Source organism: Paenibacillus rubinfantis (assembly GCF_001486505.1).
Classification (GTDB): Bacteria; Bacillota; Bacilli; order Paenibacillales; family Paenibacillaceae; genus Fontibacillus; species Fontibacillus rubinfantis.
This window is the reverse complement of the sequence record NZ_LN909066.1, coordinates 709,631-729,072: the sequence shown is the minus strand read 5'-3', so window position 1 is coordinate 729,072 and position 19,442 is coordinate 709,631. Positions and strand designations below refer to the sequence as shown.

22 protein-coding genes are annotated in these 19,442 nt (G+C 53.2%); 17 read left to right on the top strand and 5 right to left on the bottom strand.

Features of this window, described 5'->3' with window-relative positions; translation table 11 throughout:
• The first annotated feature begins 92 nt into the window (after positions 1-92).
• From BN3277_RS20905 to BN3277_RS20870, 8 genes are all read left to right on the top strand, one after another.
• A complete protein-coding gene (locus BN3277_RS20905) occupies positions 93-818 on the top strand; it encodes a response regulator transcription factor (RefSeq protein ID WP_059046054.1) in 726 nt (241 codons plus the stop codon).
• 119 nt (positions 819-937) lie between these two features.
• On the top strand, positions 938-2,152 hold the full coding sequence (locus BN3277_RS20900) for a methyl-accepting chemotaxis protein (protein WP_059046053.1): 1,215 nt from the start codon (positions 938-940) through the stop codon (positions 2,150-2,152).
• A 234-nt stretch (positions 2,153-2,386) separates the two neighbouring features.
• The gene (gene pstB, locus BN3277_RS20895; RefSeq protein WP_392396647.1) at positions 2,387-3,145 is read left to right on the top strand and encodes a phosphate ABC transporter ATP-binding protein PstB; all 759 of its coding nucleotides are present in this window, start codon (positions 2,387-2,389) and stop codon (positions 3,143-3,145) included.
• Between the two features lie 18 nt (positions 3,146-3,163).
• Positions 3,164-3,823, top strand: a complete 660-nt coding sequence (phoU, locus tag BN3277_RS20890) for a phosphate signaling complex protein PhoU (protein WP_059046051.1) — start codon at positions 3,164-3,166, stop codon at positions 3,821-3,823.
• A 149-nt stretch (positions 3,824-3,972) separates the two neighbouring features.
• Positions 3,973-6,633 carry a DNA polymerase I gene (gene polA / locus BN3277_RS20885; RefSeq protein ID WP_059046050.1) on the top strand — a complete coding sequence of 887 codons (2,661 nt, stop codon included), beginning with the start codon at positions 3,973-3,975 and terminating at the stop codon, positions 6,631-6,633.
• Positions 6,634-6,684: 51 nt separating this feature from the next.
• Positions 6,685-7,539 (top strand): DNA-formamidopyrimidine glycosylase, encoded by an 855-nt coding sequence (gene mutM, locus BN3277_RS20880; RefSeq protein ID WP_059046049.1) that lies wholly within the window; start codon positions 6,685-6,687, stop codon positions 7,537-7,539.
• 55 nt (positions 7,540-7,594) lie between these two features.
• On the top strand, positions 7,595-8,191 hold the full coding sequence (gene coaE / locus BN3277_RS20875) for a dephospho-CoA kinase (protein ID WP_059046048.1): 597 nt from the start codon (positions 7,595-7,597) through the stop codon (positions 8,189-8,191).
• A complete protein-coding gene (locus BN3277_RS20870) occupies positions 8,188-8,751 on the top strand; it encodes a lytic transglycosylase domain-containing protein (protein WP_059046047.1) in 564 nt (187 codons plus the stop codon). Before coaE ends, BN3277_RS20870 begins: the two co-directional genes overlap by 4 nt.
• A gap of 73 nt (positions 8,752-8,824) precedes the next feature.
• Here the strand turns inward: BN3277_RS20870 and BN3277_RS20865 are convergent, their stop codons facing one another.
• A complete protein-coding gene (locus tag BN3277_RS20865) occupies positions 8,825-9,046 on the bottom strand; it encodes an alpha/beta-type small acid-soluble spore protein (RefSeq protein ID WP_059046046.1) in 222 nt (73 codons plus the stop codon).
• Positions 9,047-9,182: 136 nt separating this feature from the next.
• On the opposite strand from BN3277_RS20865, the gene nrdR reads away from it, so the two are divergent.
• The 6 genes from nrdR (at position 9,183) to BN3277_RS20835 (ending at position 14,274) form a co-directional block, all read left to right on the top strand.
• Positions 9,183-9,653: a transcriptional regulator NrdR gene (nrdR, locus tag BN3277_RS20860; RefSeq protein WP_059046045.1), complete on the top strand. Its 471-nt coding sequence runs from the start codon at positions 9,183-9,185 to the stop codon at positions 9,651-9,653.
• A gap of 178 nt (positions 9,654-9,831) precedes the next feature.
• A complete protein-coding gene (locus BN3277_RS20855; protein WP_059046044.1) occupies positions 9,832-10,791 on the top strand; it encodes a phosphate ABC transporter substrate-binding protein in 960 nt (319 codons plus the stop codon).
• 89 nt (positions 10,792-10,880) lie between these two features.
• Positions 10,881-11,783 carry a phosphate ABC transporter permease subunit PstC gene (gene pstC, locus BN3277_RS20850; protein ID WP_059046042.1) on the top strand — a complete coding sequence of 301 codons (903 nt, stop codon included), beginning with the start codon at positions 10,881-10,883 and terminating at the stop codon, positions 11,781-11,783.
• Positions 11,780-12,667 (top strand): phosphate ABC transporter permease PstA, encoded by an 888-nt coding sequence (gene pstA, locus BN3277_RS20845; protein WP_059046041.1) that lies wholly within the window; start codon positions 11,780-11,782, stop codon positions 12,665-12,667. Before pstC ends, pstA begins: the two co-directional genes overlap by 4 nt.
• Positions 12,668-12,681: 14 nt before the next feature.
• Positions 12,682-13,440: a phosphate ABC transporter ATP-binding protein PstB gene (gene pstB, locus BN3277_RS20840; protein ID WP_059046038.1), complete on the top strand. Its 759-nt coding sequence runs from the start codon at positions 12,682-12,684 to the stop codon at positions 13,438-13,440.
• Between the two features lie 210 nt (positions 13,441-13,650).
• The gene (locus BN3277_RS20835; RefSeq protein ID WP_059046037.1) at positions 13,651-14,274 is read left to right on the top strand and encodes a DedA family protein; all 624 of its coding nucleotides are present in this window, start codon (positions 13,651-13,653) and stop codon (positions 14,272-14,274) included.
• 38 nt (positions 14,275-14,312) lie between these two features.
• Here the strand turns inward: BN3277_RS20835 and BN3277_RS20830 are convergent, their stop codons facing one another.
• Positions 14,313-14,561, bottom strand: coding sequence for a hypothetical protein (locus BN3277_RS20830; protein WP_232436482.1), 249 nt, complete (start codon positions 14,559-14,561; stop codon positions 14,313-14,315).
• A gap of 223 nt (positions 14,562-14,784) precedes the next feature.
• Between BN3277_RS20830 and BN3277_RS25845 the strand changes: the two genes are divergently transcribed.
• Positions 14,785-14,904 carry a sporulation protein YjcZ gene (locus tag BN3277_RS25845; RefSeq protein WP_198342965.1) on the top strand — a complete coding sequence of 40 codons (120 nt, stop codon included), beginning with the start codon at positions 14,785-14,787 and terminating at the stop codon, positions 14,902-14,904.
• 75 nt (positions 14,905-14,979) lie between these two features.
• Here the strand turns inward: BN3277_RS25845 and BN3277_RS20825 are convergent, their stop codons facing one another.
• On the bottom strand, positions 14,980-15,930 hold the full coding sequence (locus BN3277_RS20825; RefSeq protein WP_059046034.1) for a radical SAM protein: 951 nt from the start codon (positions 15,928-15,930) through the stop codon (positions 14,980-14,982).
• A 175-nt stretch (positions 15,931-16,105) separates the two neighbouring features.
• Between BN3277_RS20825 and BN3277_RS20820 the strand changes: the two genes are divergently transcribed.
• Together BN3277_RS20820 and BN3277_RS20815 are read left to right on the top strand one after the other, a co-directional pair.
• Complete coding sequence (locus BN3277_RS20820) at positions 16,106-16,603, top strand: DinB family protein (protein WP_059046032.1); 498 nt, start codon at positions 16,106-16,108, stop codon at positions 16,601-16,603.
• A 54-nt stretch (positions 16,604-16,657) separates the two neighbouring features.
• The gene (locus tag BN3277_RS20815; protein ID WP_059046031.1) at positions 16,658-17,653 is read left to right on the top strand and encodes a helix-turn-helix transcriptional regulator; all 996 of its coding nucleotides are present in this window, start codon (positions 16,658-16,660) and stop codon (positions 17,651-17,653) included.
• A 13-nt stretch (positions 17,654-17,666) separates the two neighbouring features.
• On the opposite strand, the gene BN3277_RS20810 is transcribed toward BN3277_RS20815, so the two are convergent.
• Both BN3277_RS20810 and BN3277_RS20805 read right to left on the bottom strand, forming a co-directional pair.
• Positions 17,667-18,500, bottom strand: a complete 834-nt coding sequence (locus BN3277_RS20810) for a carbohydrate ABC transporter permease (RefSeq protein WP_059046029.1) — start codon at positions 18,498-18,500, stop codon at positions 17,667-17,669.
• A 23-nt stretch (positions 18,501-18,523) separates the two neighbouring features.
• Positions 18,524-19,411, bottom strand: coding sequence for a carbohydrate ABC transporter permease (locus BN3277_RS20805; protein WP_059046027.1), 888 nt, complete (start codon positions 19,409-19,411; stop codon positions 18,524-18,526).
• Between the last annotated feature and the right edge of the window lie 31 nt (positions 19,412-19,442).

Here is a 19,442-nt window from a genome sequence, read left to right as displayed (position 1 = left end):
CCGCGTTAACAATGCCGTGATATGCTGGGCTTGTCATTAAAGTGATATTGGTTCAGAGCATGAACTTGTACCGCAAACAAATGGGGGGTACTATGACACAACGTCTATTGGTTATCGAAGATGAACCGACGTTAGCCCGGCTTTTGTCTTACAACCTGACGAGTGAGGGCTATGAAGTTGTCGTAGAGGATCACGGGCAGACCGGTTATGAGACCGCACTGCAGCAGGATTTTGATTTGATATTGCTTGATTTGATGCTGCCGGGGATGAACGGTTTCGAAATCATGTCCAAGCTGCGAAGCGAGGGTGTGATGACGCCGGTGATTATCCTAACCGCAAAAAATGCGGAGGAGGAAGTCGTGCAGGGCTTGAAATCCGGAGCCGACGATTACATCACAAAGCCGTTTGGCGTAGCCGAGCTGCTGGCTCGTGTTGCCGCCGTTCTTCGCCGATCCTCCGGCCAAGAGGAACGGGACAAACCGGTGCAGCAGGAGAATTCGCAAATTGTCCTGGGCGCCTTGACGATTTACCCGGAGAAATACGAAGTCACGTTAAACGGGGAAGCGATCACGCTGAGACCCAAAGAGTTTGAGGTGCTGCTGTATTTAGCGCGCAAGCCCGGCGTGGTGATGACCCGGGACGATCTGATGAACGCCGTATGGGGGTTCGATTATATCGGGGGGCAGCGGACGGTGGATGTCCACGTCAGCTCGCTGCGCAAGAAGCTTGAGCTGGATCCGCAATCGGTGCATATCGATTCGATTCGCGGCGTTGGCTATAAACTGGTTGTTAACAAGAAAAAGGCGTCCATCATGTGATCTCATGATGGGCGTTCTTTTTACATAGGACAAAAGTCCCGTAAATATCCCCTTAACACTCTCCCTCTATGATTCAAGTAGATAGAACGCAATGGATACCTACGGGGGAGTGGATCAAGTTGGATAATCAGATCACCGCGGTACTGGAACTTTCGACGCTTCAAGAGACTGAGAGGTTGGAAGCGAACAAAGAAGGCGAGGGGACGGTGGCGATGGAAAGCGGCAATTGGAAAAGGGAGCCTATGATCGCAAAGGACGCATTATCTGCGGAGGTTGAGGTCCGGTCCTTTTGCCGTCAGGTTTCGGTGATCGGTCCGGAGGTTCCTTGCCGACAGGTGCTGGGGCAATTCCAAAGGCAGCCTGAGCTTCCGTGTGTTGTGGTTTGTGATGTTGATCACAAGCCGTTAGGGATGCTGATGCGGGATCGTTTCTTTCGCCACTTAGCCGGACGGTTTGCTGCCGATTTGTTTTATGAAGTGCCTTCGCTTCAATTTGCCGAACGACAGCCGTTGATCTGCGAACTGGATACACCACCCGGCGAACTGCTGGATCAAGCGTTGGGACGGGAGGGTGCTTCCTTCTATGACGGGTTAATCCTGACTGATCAAGGGCATTATTACGGGATCCTGACAGTACAGGATCTGATGCAGATGTCCCGGCAGCTGCAGCGGGAGGCGGATGAAGCCAGGCGGGCGGCGGTCCGTGAAAGCCGCGATCGGATCATAGAGATCGAGCGCTCGATTGCTGAAGTGGCGGAATCTGCAAAGCGAAGCTTGCAAGAATCCGAGCGGATGAACGGATTATCATCGGAAGGGCGGCAGGAACTGGAGGCCGTCATCGCTTCGTTTAGCCGCGTGCTCGAGATGTCCCGCTCCCAAGAGAAGCAAGTGGCGGAGCTGTTGGAGCGGACCAAGCAGATATCCTCCATCGCCGATCAGATCCGCAGTCTTGCGGATCAAAGCGGCATGCTGGCCATGAACGCCTCGATCGAAGCGGCGCATGCGGGTGAACATGGGAGGGGATTTGCGGTGGTGGCCTCCGAGGTTCGCAAGCTGGCGCTGCAGACCAAAAGCTTCTCGGAGGAGATCGGTTTGACGCTGGGGGTCGTGAACCGTTTGATCCAGCAAACGGCGGCCACCGCGTCCGCTACGGCGGAGGAGATGGCGGAGAGCCACGGACGGGTTGGGAATGCGGACGGGACGTTCCAAGCGCTGGTAGCATCCGCTCGAACTGTAGAGGAACGCGGCCAAGAGATGTTCCGCTCCTCGGAAACAGCAGCCGGCCGAACGCGAACCGTATTGGATGAACTACGTCAATTGGTGAAATCGGAGTAAGATTTTACACAGCGTTTACATTTAGACTCATGTGCATTTACATAAGTGCGATAAAATGAAACTGTTTTACATGGGATAAATCCTGTTTCGCGCATACTAAATTCATAACCGAAGCGCTGGCACGGGCTCGCCGGAAGGCGGGTACCGTGCTTCAAGTTTGTCCGCCATTTTCCCGGTCAGTCAGGGTTAAGCCCTGCGTCCGGAGGCAAAGATGTTTACTTGTGAAGGAGAACTGTGATGGATAACCTGATCCGGATTCAAAAGCTGAACCTCTACTATGACCGATTTCATGCGCTAAAAGACGTTTCCCTGGATATTCCGGAGAAAGCGATCACCGCATTTATCGGGCCATCCGGCTGCGGCAAGTCGACGCTGCTGCGGACCTTGAACCGGATGAACGACATGATTCCGGGGACGCGGATCGAAGGCTCGGTACAAATCGCCGGCACCGACATTTACGGGGATGACGTTGAGGTGGAAGCTTTGCGGAAACGGGTGGGCATGGTGTTTCAGCAGCCGAATCCTTTTCCGAAATCGATATATGACAATGTGGCCTATGGGCCTCGGCTGCATGGCATGAAGAACAAAGCAGCCCTAGATGAAATCGTGGAGCGGAGTCTCCGCCAAGCCGTGCTGTGGGACGAGGTTAAGGACTTCCTGAAACGATCAGCACTCAGCTTGTCCGGCGGCCAGCAGCAGCGTTTGTGCATCGCCCGAGCGATTGCCGTGCAGCCGGAGATTCTGCTGATGGATGAAGCCACTTCAGCGCTGGACCCGATCTCAACCCTCAAGATTGAAGAGCTGGTGCAGCAATTAAAAGATAGTTATACGATCGTCATGGTGACGCACAACATGCATCAGGCGGCGCGTATTTCTGGCCGAACCGTCTTCTTCCTAAACGGGGAGATCGTGGAGGCGGATGATACACAGAAGCTCTTCTCCACACCGCAGGATCCACGCACTGAAGATTACATTTCCGGTCGTTTCGGATAAGAAGGAGGCTGCAGCAAGATGATTCAAAGAAAGGAATTTGATCAGAACCTGGAGGATTTAAGGCAGCTCTTGAGACAAATGGGCGAGCATGTCGAGCACGCTTTGACGGAGTCGATCGACGCCCTGCAGGCTCTAGACTCGGCGAAAGCAAAAGCGATCGTTGCACGCGACGTGGAGCTGAACCAGATGGAGGAGCAGGTTATGGAGATTGGCTCGCGCCTCATCGTCACCCAGCAACCGGTGGCCAAGGATCTACGACGGATTATCGTCGCGTTTAAGATCTCCAGCGATTTGGAACGGATGGGCGATCTGGCCATCGATATCGCCAAGGTCACGACGCGGCTGGAAGGGCAGAAGCTCATCAAACCGTTAATCGATATCCCCAAAATGTCCGAGTTGGTTATTCTGATGGTGCGGGAATCGCTGCAATCGTATTTGGATGAAAATACCGATTTGGCTTATAAAATGGCCAAGGACGACGACGAAGTCGATCACCTTTACAGCCAAATGATTCACGAGCTGTATGCGTTTATGATCGCGAATCCGGAATCCCTCCAGCAGGCGATGCTGCTGACACTGGTGGGCCGGTATATCGAACGGATCGCCGACCACGCCACGAATATCGGCGAAAGCGCCGTTTATCTGGTGACCGGTCATCGTCCGGACTTGAATCAATAAATTCGGCTTTAACCGGGATTAACCGGCCCCGGCTTGCGAAATATCGCAAGCCGGGGCCGGTTTTTCTTTTCCAATGCCCGCTTTGGTGTTATCGGGATGGCCCCTGTGTTATCATAAGAAAAGGTAGAAAACTGTGGACGAGGTGTCGTATGGATAAATTGATACTTATAGATGGGAACAGCATTATTTACCGGGCGTTTTTTGCCATGCCGCCGCTAACCAATTCCAACGGCCTGCATACAAATGCCGTTTACGGTTTTACGAACATGCTGCTGCGCTTGATTCAAGAGGAGCGCCCTACGCATATGCTGGTTGCCTTTGATGCGGGCAAGGTAACGTTCCGTCATGAGGGCTATCAGGAGTACAAAGGCGGACGCGACAAAACGCCGTCCGAGCTGTCCGAGCAATTTCCGTTGATGCGCGAGCTGCTGGAGAGCTTTGGCATCGCTTGGTTTGAATTGGCAGGGTACGAAGCGGACGATATTATCGGCACCCTTAGCAAGCGGGCGGAGGAGATCGGTCAAGAGGTGCTTGTCGTTACTGGCGACAAGGACATGCTGCAGGTCGTCAGCGATCGGGTTAAAGTGGCGTTGACGCGCAAAGGGGTTACCGAGGTCGAGCCTTATGGTCCGCAGCAAATCGAGGAGAAATACGGGCTTAAGCCGCTGCAGATCATCGATTTGAAAGGACTGATGGGCGATACGTCCGATAATATTCCCGGGGTGCCGGGGATTGGAGAGAAGACGGCCCTGAAATTATTGCACCAGTTCGGGTCCGTTGAGGAAGTGTTAGCTCATACCGACGAGCTGAAGGGAAAAATGAAGGAAAATCTGGTGAACCATGCGGACGACGCTCGGATGAGCAAACAACTGGCAACCATTTTCCGCGAGGTCCCTGTCGAGCGTACCTGGGAAGAGATGAAGTTTGAAGGTATTCCGGAAGAATCCGCCGTCCCGATGCTGCGCAAGCTGGAGTTCAAATCGCTGCTGGAGCGGATGTCCTTTGCCGGCGGCGGGAATGCCAACGGTGAAGCGGCTCCTGCGGAGCAGGTTGAAATCGAAGTGACCACGGTTACCGGGGACAACCTGTCCGAGCTGGCCGCGGATTTGCCGAACCTTGAAGGGATCATCGTGGAGTCCCATGGGGACAATCCGCATCAGGCTACGATGATGGGGATGGCGATGTCCACCGCCAGCCGCCATTATTTCCTGCCGTTTGACGTGCTGCAATCGGAAGCGGCTGCGGAAGTGCGCGCTTGGCTGGCCGACGAGCAGGTGCCGAAGCGCGGGTACGACCTGCACCGGGCGGATTTGGTGCTGTCCTGGCATGGCGTTCCGTTTGCCGGAGCCGAGCACGATGTACAGCTGGCCGCCTATTTGCTTGACCCGACGGAAAGCGACCAGACGATCAGCGGGCTGGCGGCGAAATATCAGCTCCCTCCGGTGCCTGGGGACGACGAAGTCTATGGTAAAGGTGCGAAATTCAAGGTGCCGGCACCTGAAGTGTTAAGCCACCATTTGGCACGTAAGGCGGACGCTTTGCTGCGCATCCTGCCGCTGCAGCGGCAAGAGCTGAAGAAATATGAAATGGAGCGGCTATTCTACGATCTGGAAATGCCGTTATCCCGGATTTTGGCCGATATGGAGAAGCAAGGCGTCGCCGTAAACAAGGAAGCCTTGAAAGAGCTCGGCGTGGAATTTGAAGCCCAAATCAACAAATTGGTCACGCGCATTTATGAAATTGCCGGTCAGGAATTTAATATCAATTCAACGAAGCAGTTAGGGGAAATCCTGTTCGATAAGCTGGGGCTGCCGGTGATCAAGAAAACGAAAACCGGGTATTCGACGGATGCGGAGGTCCTGGAAAAGCTGGCGCCATACCATGAAATCGTCCAGTTTATTCTGGAATACCGCCAGTTGGCCAAGCTGCAATCGACCTATGTCGAGGGACTGCTGAAGGAGATCTCGCCAAAGACCGGCAAGGTGCATACGTATTTCCGGCAAACCATCGCCGCCACCGGGCGCCTGAGCAGCCAGTTTCCAAACCTGCAGAACATCCCGATTCGCCTCGAGGAAGGCCGCAAAATCCGCAAGGTGTTTGTCCCCTCGGAGGAAGGATGGTTTATCCTGGCCGCGGACTATTCGCAGATCGAGCTTCGTGTATTGGCTCATATTTCGGGGGATCCGGGATTACAGGAAGCGTTCCTGCATGATATGGACATCCACACGAAAACGGCCATGGATGTGTTTGGCGTAGGTCCGGATCAGGTGGACGCCAATATGCGCCGTTCGGCCAAAGCGGTGAACTTCGGGATTGTGTATGGGATCAGCGATTACGGCTTGTCCCAGAACCTCAACATCACGCGGAAAGAAGCCTCCCAGTTCATCGAGCAATACTTTAATGCCTTCCAAGGCGTGCGGCGTTACATGGACGACATCGTCAAGGAGGCCAAACGCGACGGTTACGTGAAAACGCTGCTGGAGCGCCGCCGTTACCTCCCGGAGATCAACGCTTCGAACTTCAACCTGCGCTCCTTCGCCGAACGTACGGCGATGAACACGCCGATTCAGGGGACGGCGGCGGACATCATCAAGCTGGCGATGGTGCGGATGGACGAGGAGCTTCATAAACATGGGCTCAAGAGCCGCATGCTGCTCCAGGTGCATGACGAATTGGTGTTCGAGGTGCCGCCGGAGGAGTTGGAGCTCATGAGTAAGCTTGTTCCGGAAACGATGGGAAAAGCTTTGGAACTGACCGTCCCTTTGAAGGCCGAGGTGTCCAGCGGATTCAATTGGTACGAAGCGAAGTAGGAGAAAGGCGAGGCAAGCTTCGCCTAACATCTTAGAATGAGGTGAGAGGATATGCCGGAATTGCCGGAGGTCGAAACGGTCCGACGGACTTTAACCCAATTGATCGTCGGCAAGACGATCCAAAGCGTCCACGTGTCCCTGCCGCGAATCATCCAACGCCCGGATGATATCCGACGGTTTGAAGCCGAGCTCGCCGGCCATACCATCGTAGAGATCGGCCGCCGCGGGAAATTCCTGCGCATCGTGATGGACGGGCTGGTGCTCGTCTCCCACTTGCGGATGGAAGGTCGTTATGGGGTGTATCAGACCGGTGATGAGGTGGAGAAGCATACGCATGTGATTTTCCAATTCACGGACGGGACGGAGCTCCGCTATAAGGATGTACGCCAATTCGGGACCATGCATCTCTTTGCGCCCGGCGAGGAATCGAAGCAGAAGCCTTTGGCGAAACTGGGGTTGGAGCCGCTGGAGGATTCGTTTACCGCCGCCGCTTTCCAAGAGGCGATGTCCCGGCGAACCACCAAGATTAAGCCGGCGCTGCTGAACCAGGAATACATTGTGGGCTTGGGGAATATCTATGTAGATGAAGCGTTGTTCCGGGCGGGCATCCATCCGGAGCATCCGGCGGACAAGCTAACCAAGCCGCAGTTGGAGCGGTTACACGCTGCGATCGTGGAGACGTTGTCCGAAGCGGTGGAAGCGGGAGGCTCCTCCATCAAGTCCTATGTAAACGGGCAGGGGGAAATGGGGATGTTTCAGCATTCCCTGCGGATGTACGGCCGTCAAGGAGAGCCATGCCTGAATTGCGGACAGCCGGTGGAGAAGACGGTCGTGGGAGGGCGGGGAACGCATTTTTGCCCGCACTGCCAGCCGCCTTACCGGACAAGCCGAAAGGCTAGGAAATAAGGAGACGGAGCTAGAGATCCAAGCTTCAAGTCAGAAACAGTGAGGTGGAAGGGGAATGAACATCGGACTCACCGGGGGCATAGCCACCGGGAAAAGCACGGTTTCTCGCATACTGGCCAGCCGCGGTGCCGCCGTGATCGATGCGGACGTGATTGCCAGAGAGATTATGGAGCCGGGCCATCCGGTGTTAGCCGCCGTCCGCGAACGTTTTGGCCCGGAGGTGCTTCACCCTGACGGGACGCTGAATCGCAAGAAGCTCGGCGAAATCGTGTTCGCGAATCCGGAAGAGCGTAAGGCGCTGGAGGCGTTAACGCATCCGGCGATCCGCTCCGAGATGAAGCGCCGTCTCGACGAGCTGGAGGAGGCGGATCCGCAAAGATTGGTAGTGGCGGATATCCCGCTGCTCTACGAATCCGGACTGGATCCGTTATATGATGAAATTATGGTCGTGTACGTGCCCCGGGAGCTGCAACTGTCCCGTTTGATCCTTAGGGACGGATTATCCCGGGAAGCGGCCGAACTGCGGTTAAGCGCCCAAATGGATATCGAACTAAAAAAAGAGAGGGCGGATATTTTGATTGATAACAGCGGTGGACTAGAGGAGACGAAACGGCAGATCGACATGTTTTGGCGGGATAAGGGACTAAGATGAGGTGGCTTCGCAAAAAAAGAGTTCTGCTTCTGCTGTTCATTGGTTTCACGGTCCTTATCTTTTTTAATTCCGCTTGGCTTTCGTTATTTTATCCGATTCATTATAAAGAAGAGATTCGGCAGCATGCCAAAAACAATGGGCTGGATCCGTTTATCGTCGCAGCGATCATTAAGGTGGAGACCAACTACAAGTCGGGTGCCGAGTCCCGGAAAGGGGCGCTTGGAATTATGCAGATCATGCCGGATACGGCGGAATGGGTCATTTCCAAAGCGAAGCTACCCGATACGACGTTGGAGGACATCCGCAATGAAACGGAGACAAATATTCGGATCGGCACTTGGTACCTGAAGTCGCTGTCCGATCAATTTGATGGCAACGAAATCGCCATGATCGCCGCCTATAATGCCGGCCCGACCAATGTGAAGAACTGGCTGAAGAGCGGGCGATGGGATGGACGGTTGGAAACGGCGCAGAACATCCCGTTTGGCGAAACCCGGCACTATGTCCAGCGGGTCTCCCATTATTACAAGCAATATCTGAAGATTTACGAGGAGTTTTAGGTGGATTTGGCGAAAATACAAAAGAAAGCATTGACCGGCTTATCACCAGTCAATGCTCCCTTTAGTTCATCGGTTATTTGAATTGACCTGCCAGCTGTTGTTCAGCCAGGGTGACCAAACGTTTCGTAATGAAACCACCGATCGAACCGTTTTCGTAAGATGTCAGGTTACCAGCATATCCGTCTTGTGGGAAAGAGATGCCAAGCTCCTGAGCGATTTCATATTTCATTTGATCCAAAGCTCCGGAAGCTTGTCTAACCACCAGGTCGTTCGAAGAGTTATTATTTTGGGCCATGATTGTTCACCTCCTTGTGGTTGGTAACAGTATTATGTGCCGGACTATCAACTTCAATCCGATGAATTTAAAGTAATTTATTGCCAGTAGGTCAAAAAGGCCGTCACGACGGCGTTTAGAGGGGAGGCGTTCTAGCTTGAAATGTCCATATTGCGATTATTTAGGGACGAAGGTGCTTGATTCAAGGCCGGCTAACGAGAACCGATCGATCCGACGCCGCCGCGAGTGCGAGAAATGCAGCCGGCGGTTTACGACATTCGAAATGGTGGAGGAAATGCCGCTGATCGTGATCAAGAAAGGCGGAAGCCGTGAGGAATTCAGCCGGGAGAAAATGCTGCGGGGGTTGATCCGGGCCTGCGAGAAGCGTCCGGTCTCCGTAGAGCAACTGGAATCGATCGTTTCCGAAGTCGAGCGTTCCTTGCGTCACTCGGCTAACGCCGAGGTCGAAAGCCAAGAGATCGGCGAGTTAGTCATGGAGCAGCTATATCCGGTGGATGAAGTCGCCTATGTCCGGTTTGCTTCGGTTTATCGTCAATTTAAAGACATCAACATGTTTATGAAAGAGCTTAAGGGCCTGCTGTCCAAAAATACGGGGGGCTCGGAATAATTACTTATATAAAAAAGAACTCTTCGCCAGAGGCGAGGAGTTCTTTTTTTATCTTTTGCAAAGAATATAAACAAGATGGTCCCCTCATTTTACACAAAATTTACAAAACGAAAACATGGGATTGATCTTCGCTTTCTATAATCAAGTTGTAAATCAAATAAGGGGGAAACCTAAGACAATGAAAAAGAGTATGCTTTTGGTTTTGACTTTGGTGTTGAGCTTGACTCTGGCAGCTTGCGGTCAAAACAACAATGCGGCACAAAACAACACGGCCGGAACAAACGGCGGAACAACGGATGAAGCATCCGCGAGCAATGGCGGCGGCAATGCAACCGCATCGGACTTGTCCGGATCGATTTTGGCAGTAGGTTCCTCGGCATTGCAACCTTTGGTAGACCAAGTTTCGAAAAAATTCATGGATCAAAATCCTAACGTTTCTATACAAGTTCAAGGCGGAGGCAGCGGCACAGGGTTGACGCAAGTTTCCGGAGGCCAAGCGGATATCGGGAACTCCGACGTTTTCGCGGAAGAGAAGCTGGAAGCGGCACAAGCCGGCGAACTGGTTGACCATCAAGTGGCCGTCGTCGCGATGGCTGCTGTTGTGAACCCGGACATTACCGTCGACGATTTGACGAAAGACCAACTGGTGGAAATCTTCACCGGGAAAGTGACGAACTGGAAAGACCTGGGCGGCCCGGATCAAAAGATTCAAATCGTGAACCGTCCTTCCAGCTCCGGGACACGCGCAACGTTCGAAAAATACGCGCTGGGTACCAAAACGGAAGACCTGCAAGGGTCGATCCAAGAGGATTCCTCCGGTACGGTTAAGAAGCTTGTAGGTGAAACACCGGGAGCGATCGGATATCTGGCTTTGTCCTACCTTGACGATTCCGTGAAAGTTGTGAAATACAACAGTGTGGAAGCTACGGAAGAGAATGTTGCGAACGGAACGTATCCGGTATGGGCTTACGAGCACATGTATACAAAAGGCGAGCCCAACGAAGTGGTTAAAGCGTTCCTGGACTACATGGTTTCTCCGGACGTCCAAAGCGATAACGGCGACGTTGTAGAACTGGGGTATATTCCGATCAGCAAAATGCAAGTGAAACGCGATGTTGACGGCAATATCACGAAGTAATCGTAGCAGGACTCGATAACATCATATCGGCGCGGCAAGAGGCGGACTGTTCTGCCTCTTTCTGTGCTGTTATTAAAGGGAGAGGTTTCATGGCTCAGTCCGGCGGAAGAAAAAAAATACAACCGCATATCATCGAAGAATGGACCGGTAAAATATACGCTTCATTTTGTATTGTGCTGCTGGTAGTTACGATCTTCTCGATGGTTTATTATGTAGCAACCAAGGGGTTAAGCACCTTTTTTCAAAACGGGATCGCCCTAAGCGAAATCTTCGGCAGCACGAACTGGAAACCGGATGGGGAGCCTGCGGTATTCGGCGCTTTACCGTTTATTTTCGGTTCGTTTAGCACCTCGATCTTAGCAGCGCTAATCGCAGCGCCGCTTGGCATTTGCGCGGCTTTGTTTATGGTTGAAATCATGCCAAAGTTCGGCAAGAAGTATTTGCAGCCGGTCATCGAGCTGCTGGCCGGGATCCCCTCTGTCGTTTACGGCTTTGTGGGGCTTAGCGTAATCGTACCTTTCTACCGGGATATTTTTCCGGGACAAGGTCTTGGCATCCTGGCTGGTGCCACCGTGCTGTCGATCATGATTTTGCCAACGATCACTTCGATCGCTACCGATGCGTTGGCTGCTTTGCCTCCCGGTTTGAAAGAAGGTTCTTATGCACTTGGCGCAACCCGTTGGCAGACCTTGTCGCGGACCGTCTTGCCAACGACGATGCCGGCCTTGTTGACCGGGGTTGTCCTGGGGATGGCTCGGGCTTTTGGCGAAGCCCTGGCGGTGCAGATGGTGATCGGGAACGCGCCGCATATTCCGCGCTCGCTCTTTGAATCCACTTCGACCTTGACCAGTGTCATCACGCTGAGCATGGGGAACACCGTAATGGGGACGACGCAGAACAACGTCCTCTGGACGCTGGCGCTGATCTTGATGCTGATGACGTTTGTGTTCGTCTTTATCGTCCGTTGGCTGGAAAGGAGAGCAAAACGATGAGCGCAAAAACCGTAGACAAAATCGCAACGGCCGTCATTATCGCTTTGGCCGGCTTGATCGTGCTCATTATGGCGGGGTTGCTCGGTTTTATTTTAGTCCGGGGGCTAGGCCATATCAGTTTCGATTTTCTCACATCCCCTCCCGAAACGATTAAGGAGGGTGGCGGGATCGGCCCGCAATTATTTAATTCCTTGTTCCTGTTGGTCTTGACGATGATGATCACGATTCCGCTGGGCATCGGCGCAGGGGTCTACATGAGCGAATACGCCAAACCGGGGAAGATTACCGATTTTATCCGTTTGATCGTTGAGGTGTTGTCCTCCTTCCCGTCGATCGTCGTAGGTTTGTTTGGTTTGCTAGTTCTTGTGAATCTGTTTGGTTTTGGGTTCTCCCTGTTCTCAGGGGCGCTCGCTTTAACGATCTTTAACCTGCCGCTGATGGTACGGATCACCGAGCAGGGATTAGCCAGCGTACCGCTGGCACAGAAGGAAGCGAGCTTGGCGCTGGGCTTGTCCAAATGGAAAACGATCCAATCGGTGATGCTCCCGATCGCCATGCCAATTATCCTGACCGGGACGATCCTGGCGGCAGGCCGGGTGTTTGGCGAGGCGGCTGCCCTGCTGTTCACGGCGGGGATGAGCAGTCCGCGGCTTGACTTCAGCAACTGGAATCCGCTTAGCCCAACGTCGCCGCTGAACCCGTTCCGCCCGGCGGAAACGCTCGCCGTTCATATCTGGAAGATCAATTCCGAAGGGTTGGCGCCGGATGCTCCTGAAATCGCCGCCGGGGCTTCGGCCGTCCTGATTCTGACCGTGCTGGTGTTTAACCTGTTGGCCCGCTGGCTTGGACGCGTGATGCTCAAGAAATTTACGGCGACGAAATAGGAGGACGAAGCGAAGTGGCGAATATCGAACTTTCAACGAAGAACTTAAGCGTATATTACGGAGAGAAGCAAGCCGTGAAGAATATCTCGCTTGATTTTGCTTCTCGGCAGGTGACCGCTTTGATTGGTCCCTCCGGCTGCGGCAAGTCCACCTTTCTGCGCAGCTTAAACCGGATGAACGACCTGATCAGCGGGGCGAAGATCACGGGGGATATCTGGATCGGGGACGACAATATCAACGATCCGAAAACCGATGTCGTGCTGCTGCGGCAGAAGATCGGCATGGTTTGGCAGCGCCCGAACCCTTTCCATAAATCGATCTATGAAAATATCGCTTTCGGACCGCGTTACCACGGGATTCGGGATAAGAAGAAGCTAGATCAAATCGTCGAGGAATCGCTCACCAAGGCGGCGCTTTGGAATGAAACGAAAGACCGGCTGCACAGCTCCGCCTTGGCTTTGTCCGGCGGTCAGCAGCAGCGGCTTTGCATCGCCCGATCGATTGCGGTCAATCCGAGCATCATCCTGATGGATGAGCCGGCTTCGGCATTGGACCCGGTGTCCAGCGCCAAAATCGAAGAGCTGATCGCGGAGCTCAAGCAGGAATTCTGTATTATCATCGTCACACATAATATGCATCAGGCGGCCCGAGTGTCGGAGAAGACAGCTTTCTTCTTGATGGGCGAGCTAGTGGAATACGATGATACGAGCAAAATCTTCACCAATCCGTCCGAAAAACGGACAGACGATTATATCACCGGCCGGTTCGGATAAGCACCAACCGCCAGTGCAGGCAACTCAAAGGCCAAGCGGGGGATTTTTTCCGGCTTGGCCTTTTTGGCGTAAAGCTGGGACATTCCCGGACCCGGGTCGGGGCGCCGCCCCGCCTGCGGTCCCTTTTAGATTGGAAAATCTCCGTATATACTGATAACATAAAAGATAGAGGCGTGGGCAGCGCCTGGAAAGTTTAAAGGAGACAGGAACATGAACGTGCTGGATTGGATAGAAAGGATGTTTGAGCAATACGGTTATTTTGTCCTGCTGCTCGGACTCCCCATCGATTTTATCGCGCTGCCGCTGCCGCCGGGTCAAACGACCTTGACCTATACGGGATATTTGGCTTATCGAGGCTTGCTTGATTTCCTGCCGGCTTTTCTCGCCGGATACGCCGGGGCGGTGGTCGGGGTGACCATCACCTATTTGATCGGCCATCGGGTTGGCGCACCGCTTATTGAACGATACGGGAAGTGGATTTTGGTCAAGCCCTCACATTTGGAGAAAACCAGGCGGGTTTATGAGAAATACGGCAACAAAATGCTGCTGATCAGTTTTTTTGTGCCGGGCGTTAGGCAGTTTTTCGGGTATTTTGTTGGTATTATCCGCATTCCTTTTCGAACCTTCGCTTTATATGCTTACACCGGGGCAGCGCTTTGGGTGGCTGCATTTGTAAGTATCGGATTTGTGTTTGGCGAGCAGTGGCAGGTTGCGATCGACCTGGTCGAAAAGTATTTGAAGTTTTTCTTTATGGGGTTGGGCGCGTTGCTGTTGGTGCTCGTGTACTTGAAATGGCGGCGTTGGAGGCTAAAGGTAGCCAAGCTGTCCCGATAACGACAAAAAGGCGCAGGATGCGGATTCCTGTGCCTTTGTTATTTTCGTCTCTTTTTAGGTTCGGGATTGCTTCGGTGCAGGAGGAAGTCGTCCAGCAGTGTCTCCTCGGTGTCGCCACCGTTGGCGTTGCCGTTCTCTTTTTCCTCCTTCAGCTTCAACAGGGAGAGCAAATCGAAAAAATCCCCGAGGACGGTGAACCCGGCACCGATGATCGCCAGGTCATCCGAGGAAATGTCTTCGTCTTGGAGTCTTCGGTATTGTCGCCTCTTTTTTCCTCCCAAGAACACCACCTGCTTCTGAGATTGACTTGTTTCATCATATGCAAATGGCGGTAGGCCTGATTAGGCGGCTGCATTGGCAGAGGGCTGGGCTTAGGACTATCTTAAATTTAAGATATGAGTTGGGGGGCTAGGCAACGTTTACCCAATTTTGCGGATCTCCGCGAATGTCCCGATCCTTCAAAGGCAGGTCGTAATATGATGTTCTATATTTAAAAAGGAGGGAAAATCAATGTCGGGATATGAAAATGGCGTAGGGAATGTAGGTTACGGTGGCTTCTGGACTTCCACGGGGACAATTCTGGTTCTGTTCATCCTGCTGGTCATCATCTCTAGAGCGCTTATCGTATAATTGGGGAGATCACTTCTTTGGCAAAGGCCCTGCTGTTGCAGGGCCTTTTTCATTTTCTTTGCAGGAGGCCGATGATTAGGGAAATAACGCGTTTCGCGCTGGACAAGGTTCGGTATCCAGGAAATGCTTCAGAGCCGGAGGCATCTGATGGAACAGCTCCTTCAGGGAGGTCCCTTGATAGACATTGCCGATCACAACGGGATAGCACAGCTCGGAGATCAGAATATCGCCATTTCCGTGCAAGTGGAGCTGCTTTTTCCCTTCGATACAGCGGGAGAAATACACGCCGGGTTGATCGGTAAATCCCAACTCCTCAGCAAATCGGTCCATACAGGTAAAATAGAGAGTGCTGTCTTCTCTCTTGGCGTCAATCAGCTGTTGAACCGCCCTCTTGAATTGATCACGGGCGGCGATGGCTTTCCATCCGCTATGCGGCATTTGGATACTGTTCTGAATTTCATGTGTACGCACGCCAAGCTGGTAGACGTGTTCGGCAATTTCCGGAAGGTCATGCTCCGTTTCGGCAAACAACAGCGTCTCCAGCACCGTATCAATGGGGGTTGTTGCGCTGTAGGCAATATTGTTGCGGATTTTAGCGTACACTGATTCTGGCATGCCGTAATACCGGGAGAAACGATTCGCATCGGTGAAGTTAAACGAGATATGCAAGGTCGTTAATCCCACATCTGCCAGCTGATCGATACGGGCCGGCGTTAATAGACTGGCGTTGGAGTTCAACTGCGTTTCGATGCCGTTCATCGCGCAATATTCGACGATCTTCAGGCAGTCTTGAAATTTCAAAGTGACCTCCCCGCCCGACAGCCTAACCCGGCGGATCGTACCGGCCTCCTTTAGAAGGCGCACGACCTCCTCACCGCGGATGCTGTTGCCGTCATTTCTTTCATAAGCGCAGCAATAATCGCATTTGAAATTGCAATTGGAGGTGACGCCAACTTCCAGCGCTTCCAGCCGATAGTCGAGCGGATTTTCCAGTTCGAGAAATTTGTAAGGGTTCAAGAGGTACAGCCTCCCAGCTCGTTTAATAATAGAATCCTTGGGTCCTTTGTGATTATATAGCTTATGGCATGGCCGGATTTATGACATTTTTAACCTTCCAGCGCTAGCGCGATAAACACTGACCGTAACTGTCAGTGTTTCTTCGTTATACTTAGCTCAAAATCATTTTGCAGGAGGAATTGGGATGTTTGTAAAGATCGATGAATTTATGGAGGCCTGGACCGAGGAGAGTAAATTAACGGAGCGGGTGATGGAAGCGCTGACCGATGCGTCGTTGTCCCGGCCTGTCATCGAAGGCCGCAGAACGTTGGGGCAAATCGCTTGGCACTTGGTTGGATCGATCCATTACATCACCCATTGCGGTTTGGAATTCGCCGGACCGGCTAGCGGAGAGCAAGTTCCTGCATCGGCAGCGGAGATCGCGAAGGAGTACCGGCGTATCAGCGGAGCCCTCCTCGAGGCCATCCGTTCGCAATGGACGGATGAACATCTCCGGGCCGCCACGGAAATTGCGGGTGAAATGTGGTCGAATGGAGCCTCGCTCCGGTTTACGCTGATGCATCAGGCGCACCACCGGGGACAGATGAGCGTATTGATGCGCCAAGCCGGACTGCGAGTGCCCGACATTTACGGTCCAACCTACGAATCCTGGATCGAACAGGGGATGGAGCCGCTGGCCTAAATCGGTGCAGGCGGTTACAATAGAAGCAACATTTTACCGGAAAGGGTCATGCGCATGTCCAAAGCGGATCAGATGCTGTCGATCCTGTGGCTCCTTCGTTCGGGCCGAAAGCTCACCGCCCGTCAGCTAGCCGACGAGTTGGAAGTTCATATCCGTACCATCTACCGCTGGATCGATTCCCTCTGCGCCAGCGGCGTGCCGATCGTTGCCGATGCGGGTCCGGGTGGCGGTTACCGAATTCTCGGGCGGTTTGCGGAATCGCCGCTAATGTTTGATACCGAGGAGCAGAAGGCGCTGGTGCATGCTTCGATCTTCGCCCGGGAAGCGGGGTATCCGTTTAGCGAGGCGTTAATTCGGGCGGTGGACAAGCTGAAGCTGTACACGAATGACGAACAGCTGGAGCAGATCGAACGTCACGGGCGTGGGGTGTCGGTGATTTACCCGCCGGTGGACGAGCACCACCAGTCGTTCCTGCAAACGCTGGAGCTGGCCGCTGCGGAAGGCTGTTCGCTGGAGATGGAGTACGGGAGAGGCAAAGAGGAGGCAGCTGTCGTCCGCTTATTTGACCCCTACGGCATCGTTTATTGGAAGGGAAACTGGTACACCGTTGGTTTTTGCCGGCTGCGTAAGCAGCTGCGCAGTTTTCGGGTTGACCGGATCAAACGGCTGAACCGAAGTGAGGAGCGGTTCGAACGCCCGTCCCATTTCTCCGCCAAAGCGTTTTTGCTGGGGAATTTGTTGCCGGAGTCCTTGGAGGCGGCGTCCCTGCTGACGGTTCGAATTCAGGGGCCCGAGCGAGCTTTAAACGAGCTGCAGCGCCATTGGATGTTTGGACATACGCTGGTACAGCGTAATGAAGAGGAGGCGGTGTTCCGGATGGAAAGCGCCGCCCTGCACACTTATGTGCCGTACTATTTGCTTCCGTATGGGAAAGCCCTAACGATTGTAGAGCCGGACGTGTTGATCGAGCGCATGGCGGAGGTCAGTCTGTCGATGGCCGAGCATTACCAGCGGATGAAAACGGCTGGGGTTGAGAAGAAGAAGGGGTAAGCGAGTTTTTCGCTTACCCCTTTGTTCCGCCTTGTAAGCCAAACCCCTTGGACATAAACCGTTGGGACAAAATATACAGCACAATGGACGGGATGGCATACAGGATGGAGAAGGCGGCAAGATTGCCGTATTCCACCATGCCGTATTGACCGAAAAACTGATACAGCTTCAAGGAAGCCGGGAAGTTCTCGGGATTTTGCAGCAAAATGTACGGAACAAAGAAGTTGCCCCAGCTTCCGGAGAAGGTGAAGATCGCCACCGTGCAAATCCCTGGAATCATCAGTGGTGCAATGACACTACGGATGCCCGTAAATACGGAAGCTCCATCCACCCAAGCGGCTTCCTCCAAATCCAACGGAACCGAATCCATGAAGTTCTTGAGCATCCAGATGCCGTAGGGCATGGAGGAAGCGACATAGAACAAAATGACACCAAAGATCTGGTCATACAGCTTCAGGCTCAGAAACAGCTGGTAGACCGGGACCATCACGGCGGTGATCGGCAGGGAGGTCATAAACAGGATCGTGAGCATAAACGGCTTCTTGTATTTCATCTGGTACCGGGACAACGGATAAGCGGCCAGCAGCGCCAAAATGACCACGAGTACCGCTTGCCCCAGCGACATGATCAAGCCGATCAGGAAAGCGCGCTGGTTCTCGCCGCTGGTGATCACTTCAATGTAATTGTCCGCCGTAAATCGCTGCGGCAGCTTCAACGTCTGCATGGCATTGGCGTCGATGGAAGCGACCGCAACCCACAGCAGGGGCAGGACGAAGCAGATCCCGATAAACGTAAGGATCGCATAGGGCAGGATCCGGTAGATGGTTTTCCGTTGTTTTGCGTTCATATGGAAGTCTCCTTGCACTTGGACTATTTCAACGAGCGGGTATAGAACAAGCTCAGCACGATCCCGATGAGCAGCAGCAGCAAGGAAATCGCCGTTCCGTACCCCAGTTGATAGTTCACAAAGGCTTGGTTGTACATAAAGATCGGCAGTGTGGTCGTGGACGTTCCCGGGCCGCCGCCGGTCATGGCATAGATTAATCCGAATACGCCCAACGTCTGTAACGTGACCAGCATCATGTTGGTCATAAACGTCTCTTTGATATAAGGGATGATGATTCGAATGAGTACCTGCCATCGTGACGCTCCGTCAACGACAGCCGCTTCTTCCACCTCGCTGGGAACGTCGTCCAGCGCCGCTTGAAAGACGAGCATCGAGAAAGCCGTTCCGTGCCAGATATTGGCGAGGATAATTGTCAGCATCGGTACCGTATAAAGCCAAGTGACCGCCGGAATCCCCAGCGAGGTGATGATCGAGTTCAACGTGCCTTCGTCGCCAAAGAAGCTGTACAAGCACAAAGCGCAGACGATCTCCGGGGTGACCCAGCCGGCCAGGACAACGGTGCCGATTACCCGGCGAAACGTTCGGTTCTTGTGCTTCATCAGCAGGGCGATCAGAAAGCCCAGCACCTGTTGGCCGATCACCGCAGAGCCAAACAGAAAGATCAGCGTATTCCAAATGCTGATCTTCACCGTCGGGTCCTTAAACATGTGGAGATAGTTGTCAAAGCCAACAAACTTCAACTCTCGGGCGGATTCCCCCGTTAAGGCCAGATTCGTAAACGAATAGAAAAAGGTCAGAAAGACGGGATAAATAAAAAACACCAGCATTATCGCAATCGAAGGGAGCATGAAATACAGCCACGCATAAGAGTTTCGTTTTCTGGAATAACCTTCAGCCGTCATGCTGCTCATGATTTGTTCTCCTTCCGGAAGGCAATGCTTT

What these genes read in the sequence shown, in the direction of transcription:
- pstA (WP_059046041.1), top strand. Translation starts at nt 11,780, where the DNA reads ATGAGCGCAAAAACCGTAGACAAAATCGCAACGGCCGTCATTATCGCT.
- BN3277_RS20820 (WP_059046032.1), top strand. Translation starts at nt 16,106, where the DNA reads ATGTTTGTAAAGATCGATGAATTTATGGAGGCCTGGACCGAGGAGAGT.
- BN3277_RS20835 (WP_059046037.1), top strand. Translation starts at nt 13,651, where the DNA reads ATGAACGTGCTGGATTGGATAGAAAGGATGTTTGAGCAATACGGTTAT.
- BN3277_RS20870 (WP_059046047.1), top strand. Translation starts at nt 8,188, where the DNA reads ATGAGGTGGCTTCGCAAAAAAAGAGTTCTGCTTCTGCTGTTCATTGGT.
- BN3277_RS20805 (WP_059046027.1), bottom strand. Translation starts at nt 19,411, where the DNA reads ATGAGCAGCATGACGGCTGAAGGTTATTCCAGAAAACGAAACTCTTAT.
- BN3277_RS25845 (WP_198342965.1), top strand. Translation starts at nt 14,785, where the DNA reads ATGTCGGGATATGAAAATGGCGTAGGGAATGTAGGTTACGGTGGCTTC.
- mutM (WP_059046049.1), top strand. Translation starts at nt 6,685, where the DNA reads ATGCCGGAATTGCCGGAGGTCGAAACGGTCCGACGGACTTTAACCCAA.
- pstC (WP_059046042.1), top strand. Translation starts at nt 10,881, where the DNA reads ATGGCTCAGTCCGGCGGAAGAAAAAAAATACAACCGCATATCATCGAA.
- BN3277_RS20905 (WP_059046054.1), top strand. Translation starts at nt 93, where the DNA reads ATGACACAACGTCTATTGGTTATCGAAGATGAACCGACGTTAGCCCGG.
- BN3277_RS20815 (WP_059046031.1), top strand. Translation starts at nt 16,658, where the DNA reads ATGTCCAAAGCGGATCAGATGCTGTCGATCCTGTGGCTCCTTCGTTCG.
- BN3277_RS20855 (WP_059046044.1), top strand. Translation starts at nt 9,832, where the DNA reads ATGAAAAAGAGTATGCTTTTGGTTTTGACTTTGGTGTTGAGCTTGACT.
- coaE (WP_059046048.1), top strand. Translation starts at nt 7,595, where the DNA reads ATGAACATCGGACTCACCGGGGGCATAGCCACCGGGAAAAGCACGGTT.
- BN3277_RS20810 (WP_059046029.1), bottom strand. Translation starts at nt 18,500, where the DNA reads ATGAACGCAAAACAACGGAAAACCATCTACCGGATCCTGCCCTATGCG.
- phoU (WP_059046051.1), top strand. Translation starts at nt 3,164, where the DNA reads ATGATTCAAAGAAAGGAATTTGATCAGAACCTGGAGGATTTAAGGCAG.
- polA (WP_059046050.1), top strand. Translation starts at nt 3,973, where the DNA reads ATGGATAAATTGATACTTATAGATGGGAACAGCATTATTTACCGGGCG.
- BN3277_RS20865 (WP_059046046.1), bottom strand. Translation starts at nt 9,046, where the DNA reads ATGGCCCAAAATAATAACTCTTCGAACGACCTGGTGGTTAGACAAGCT.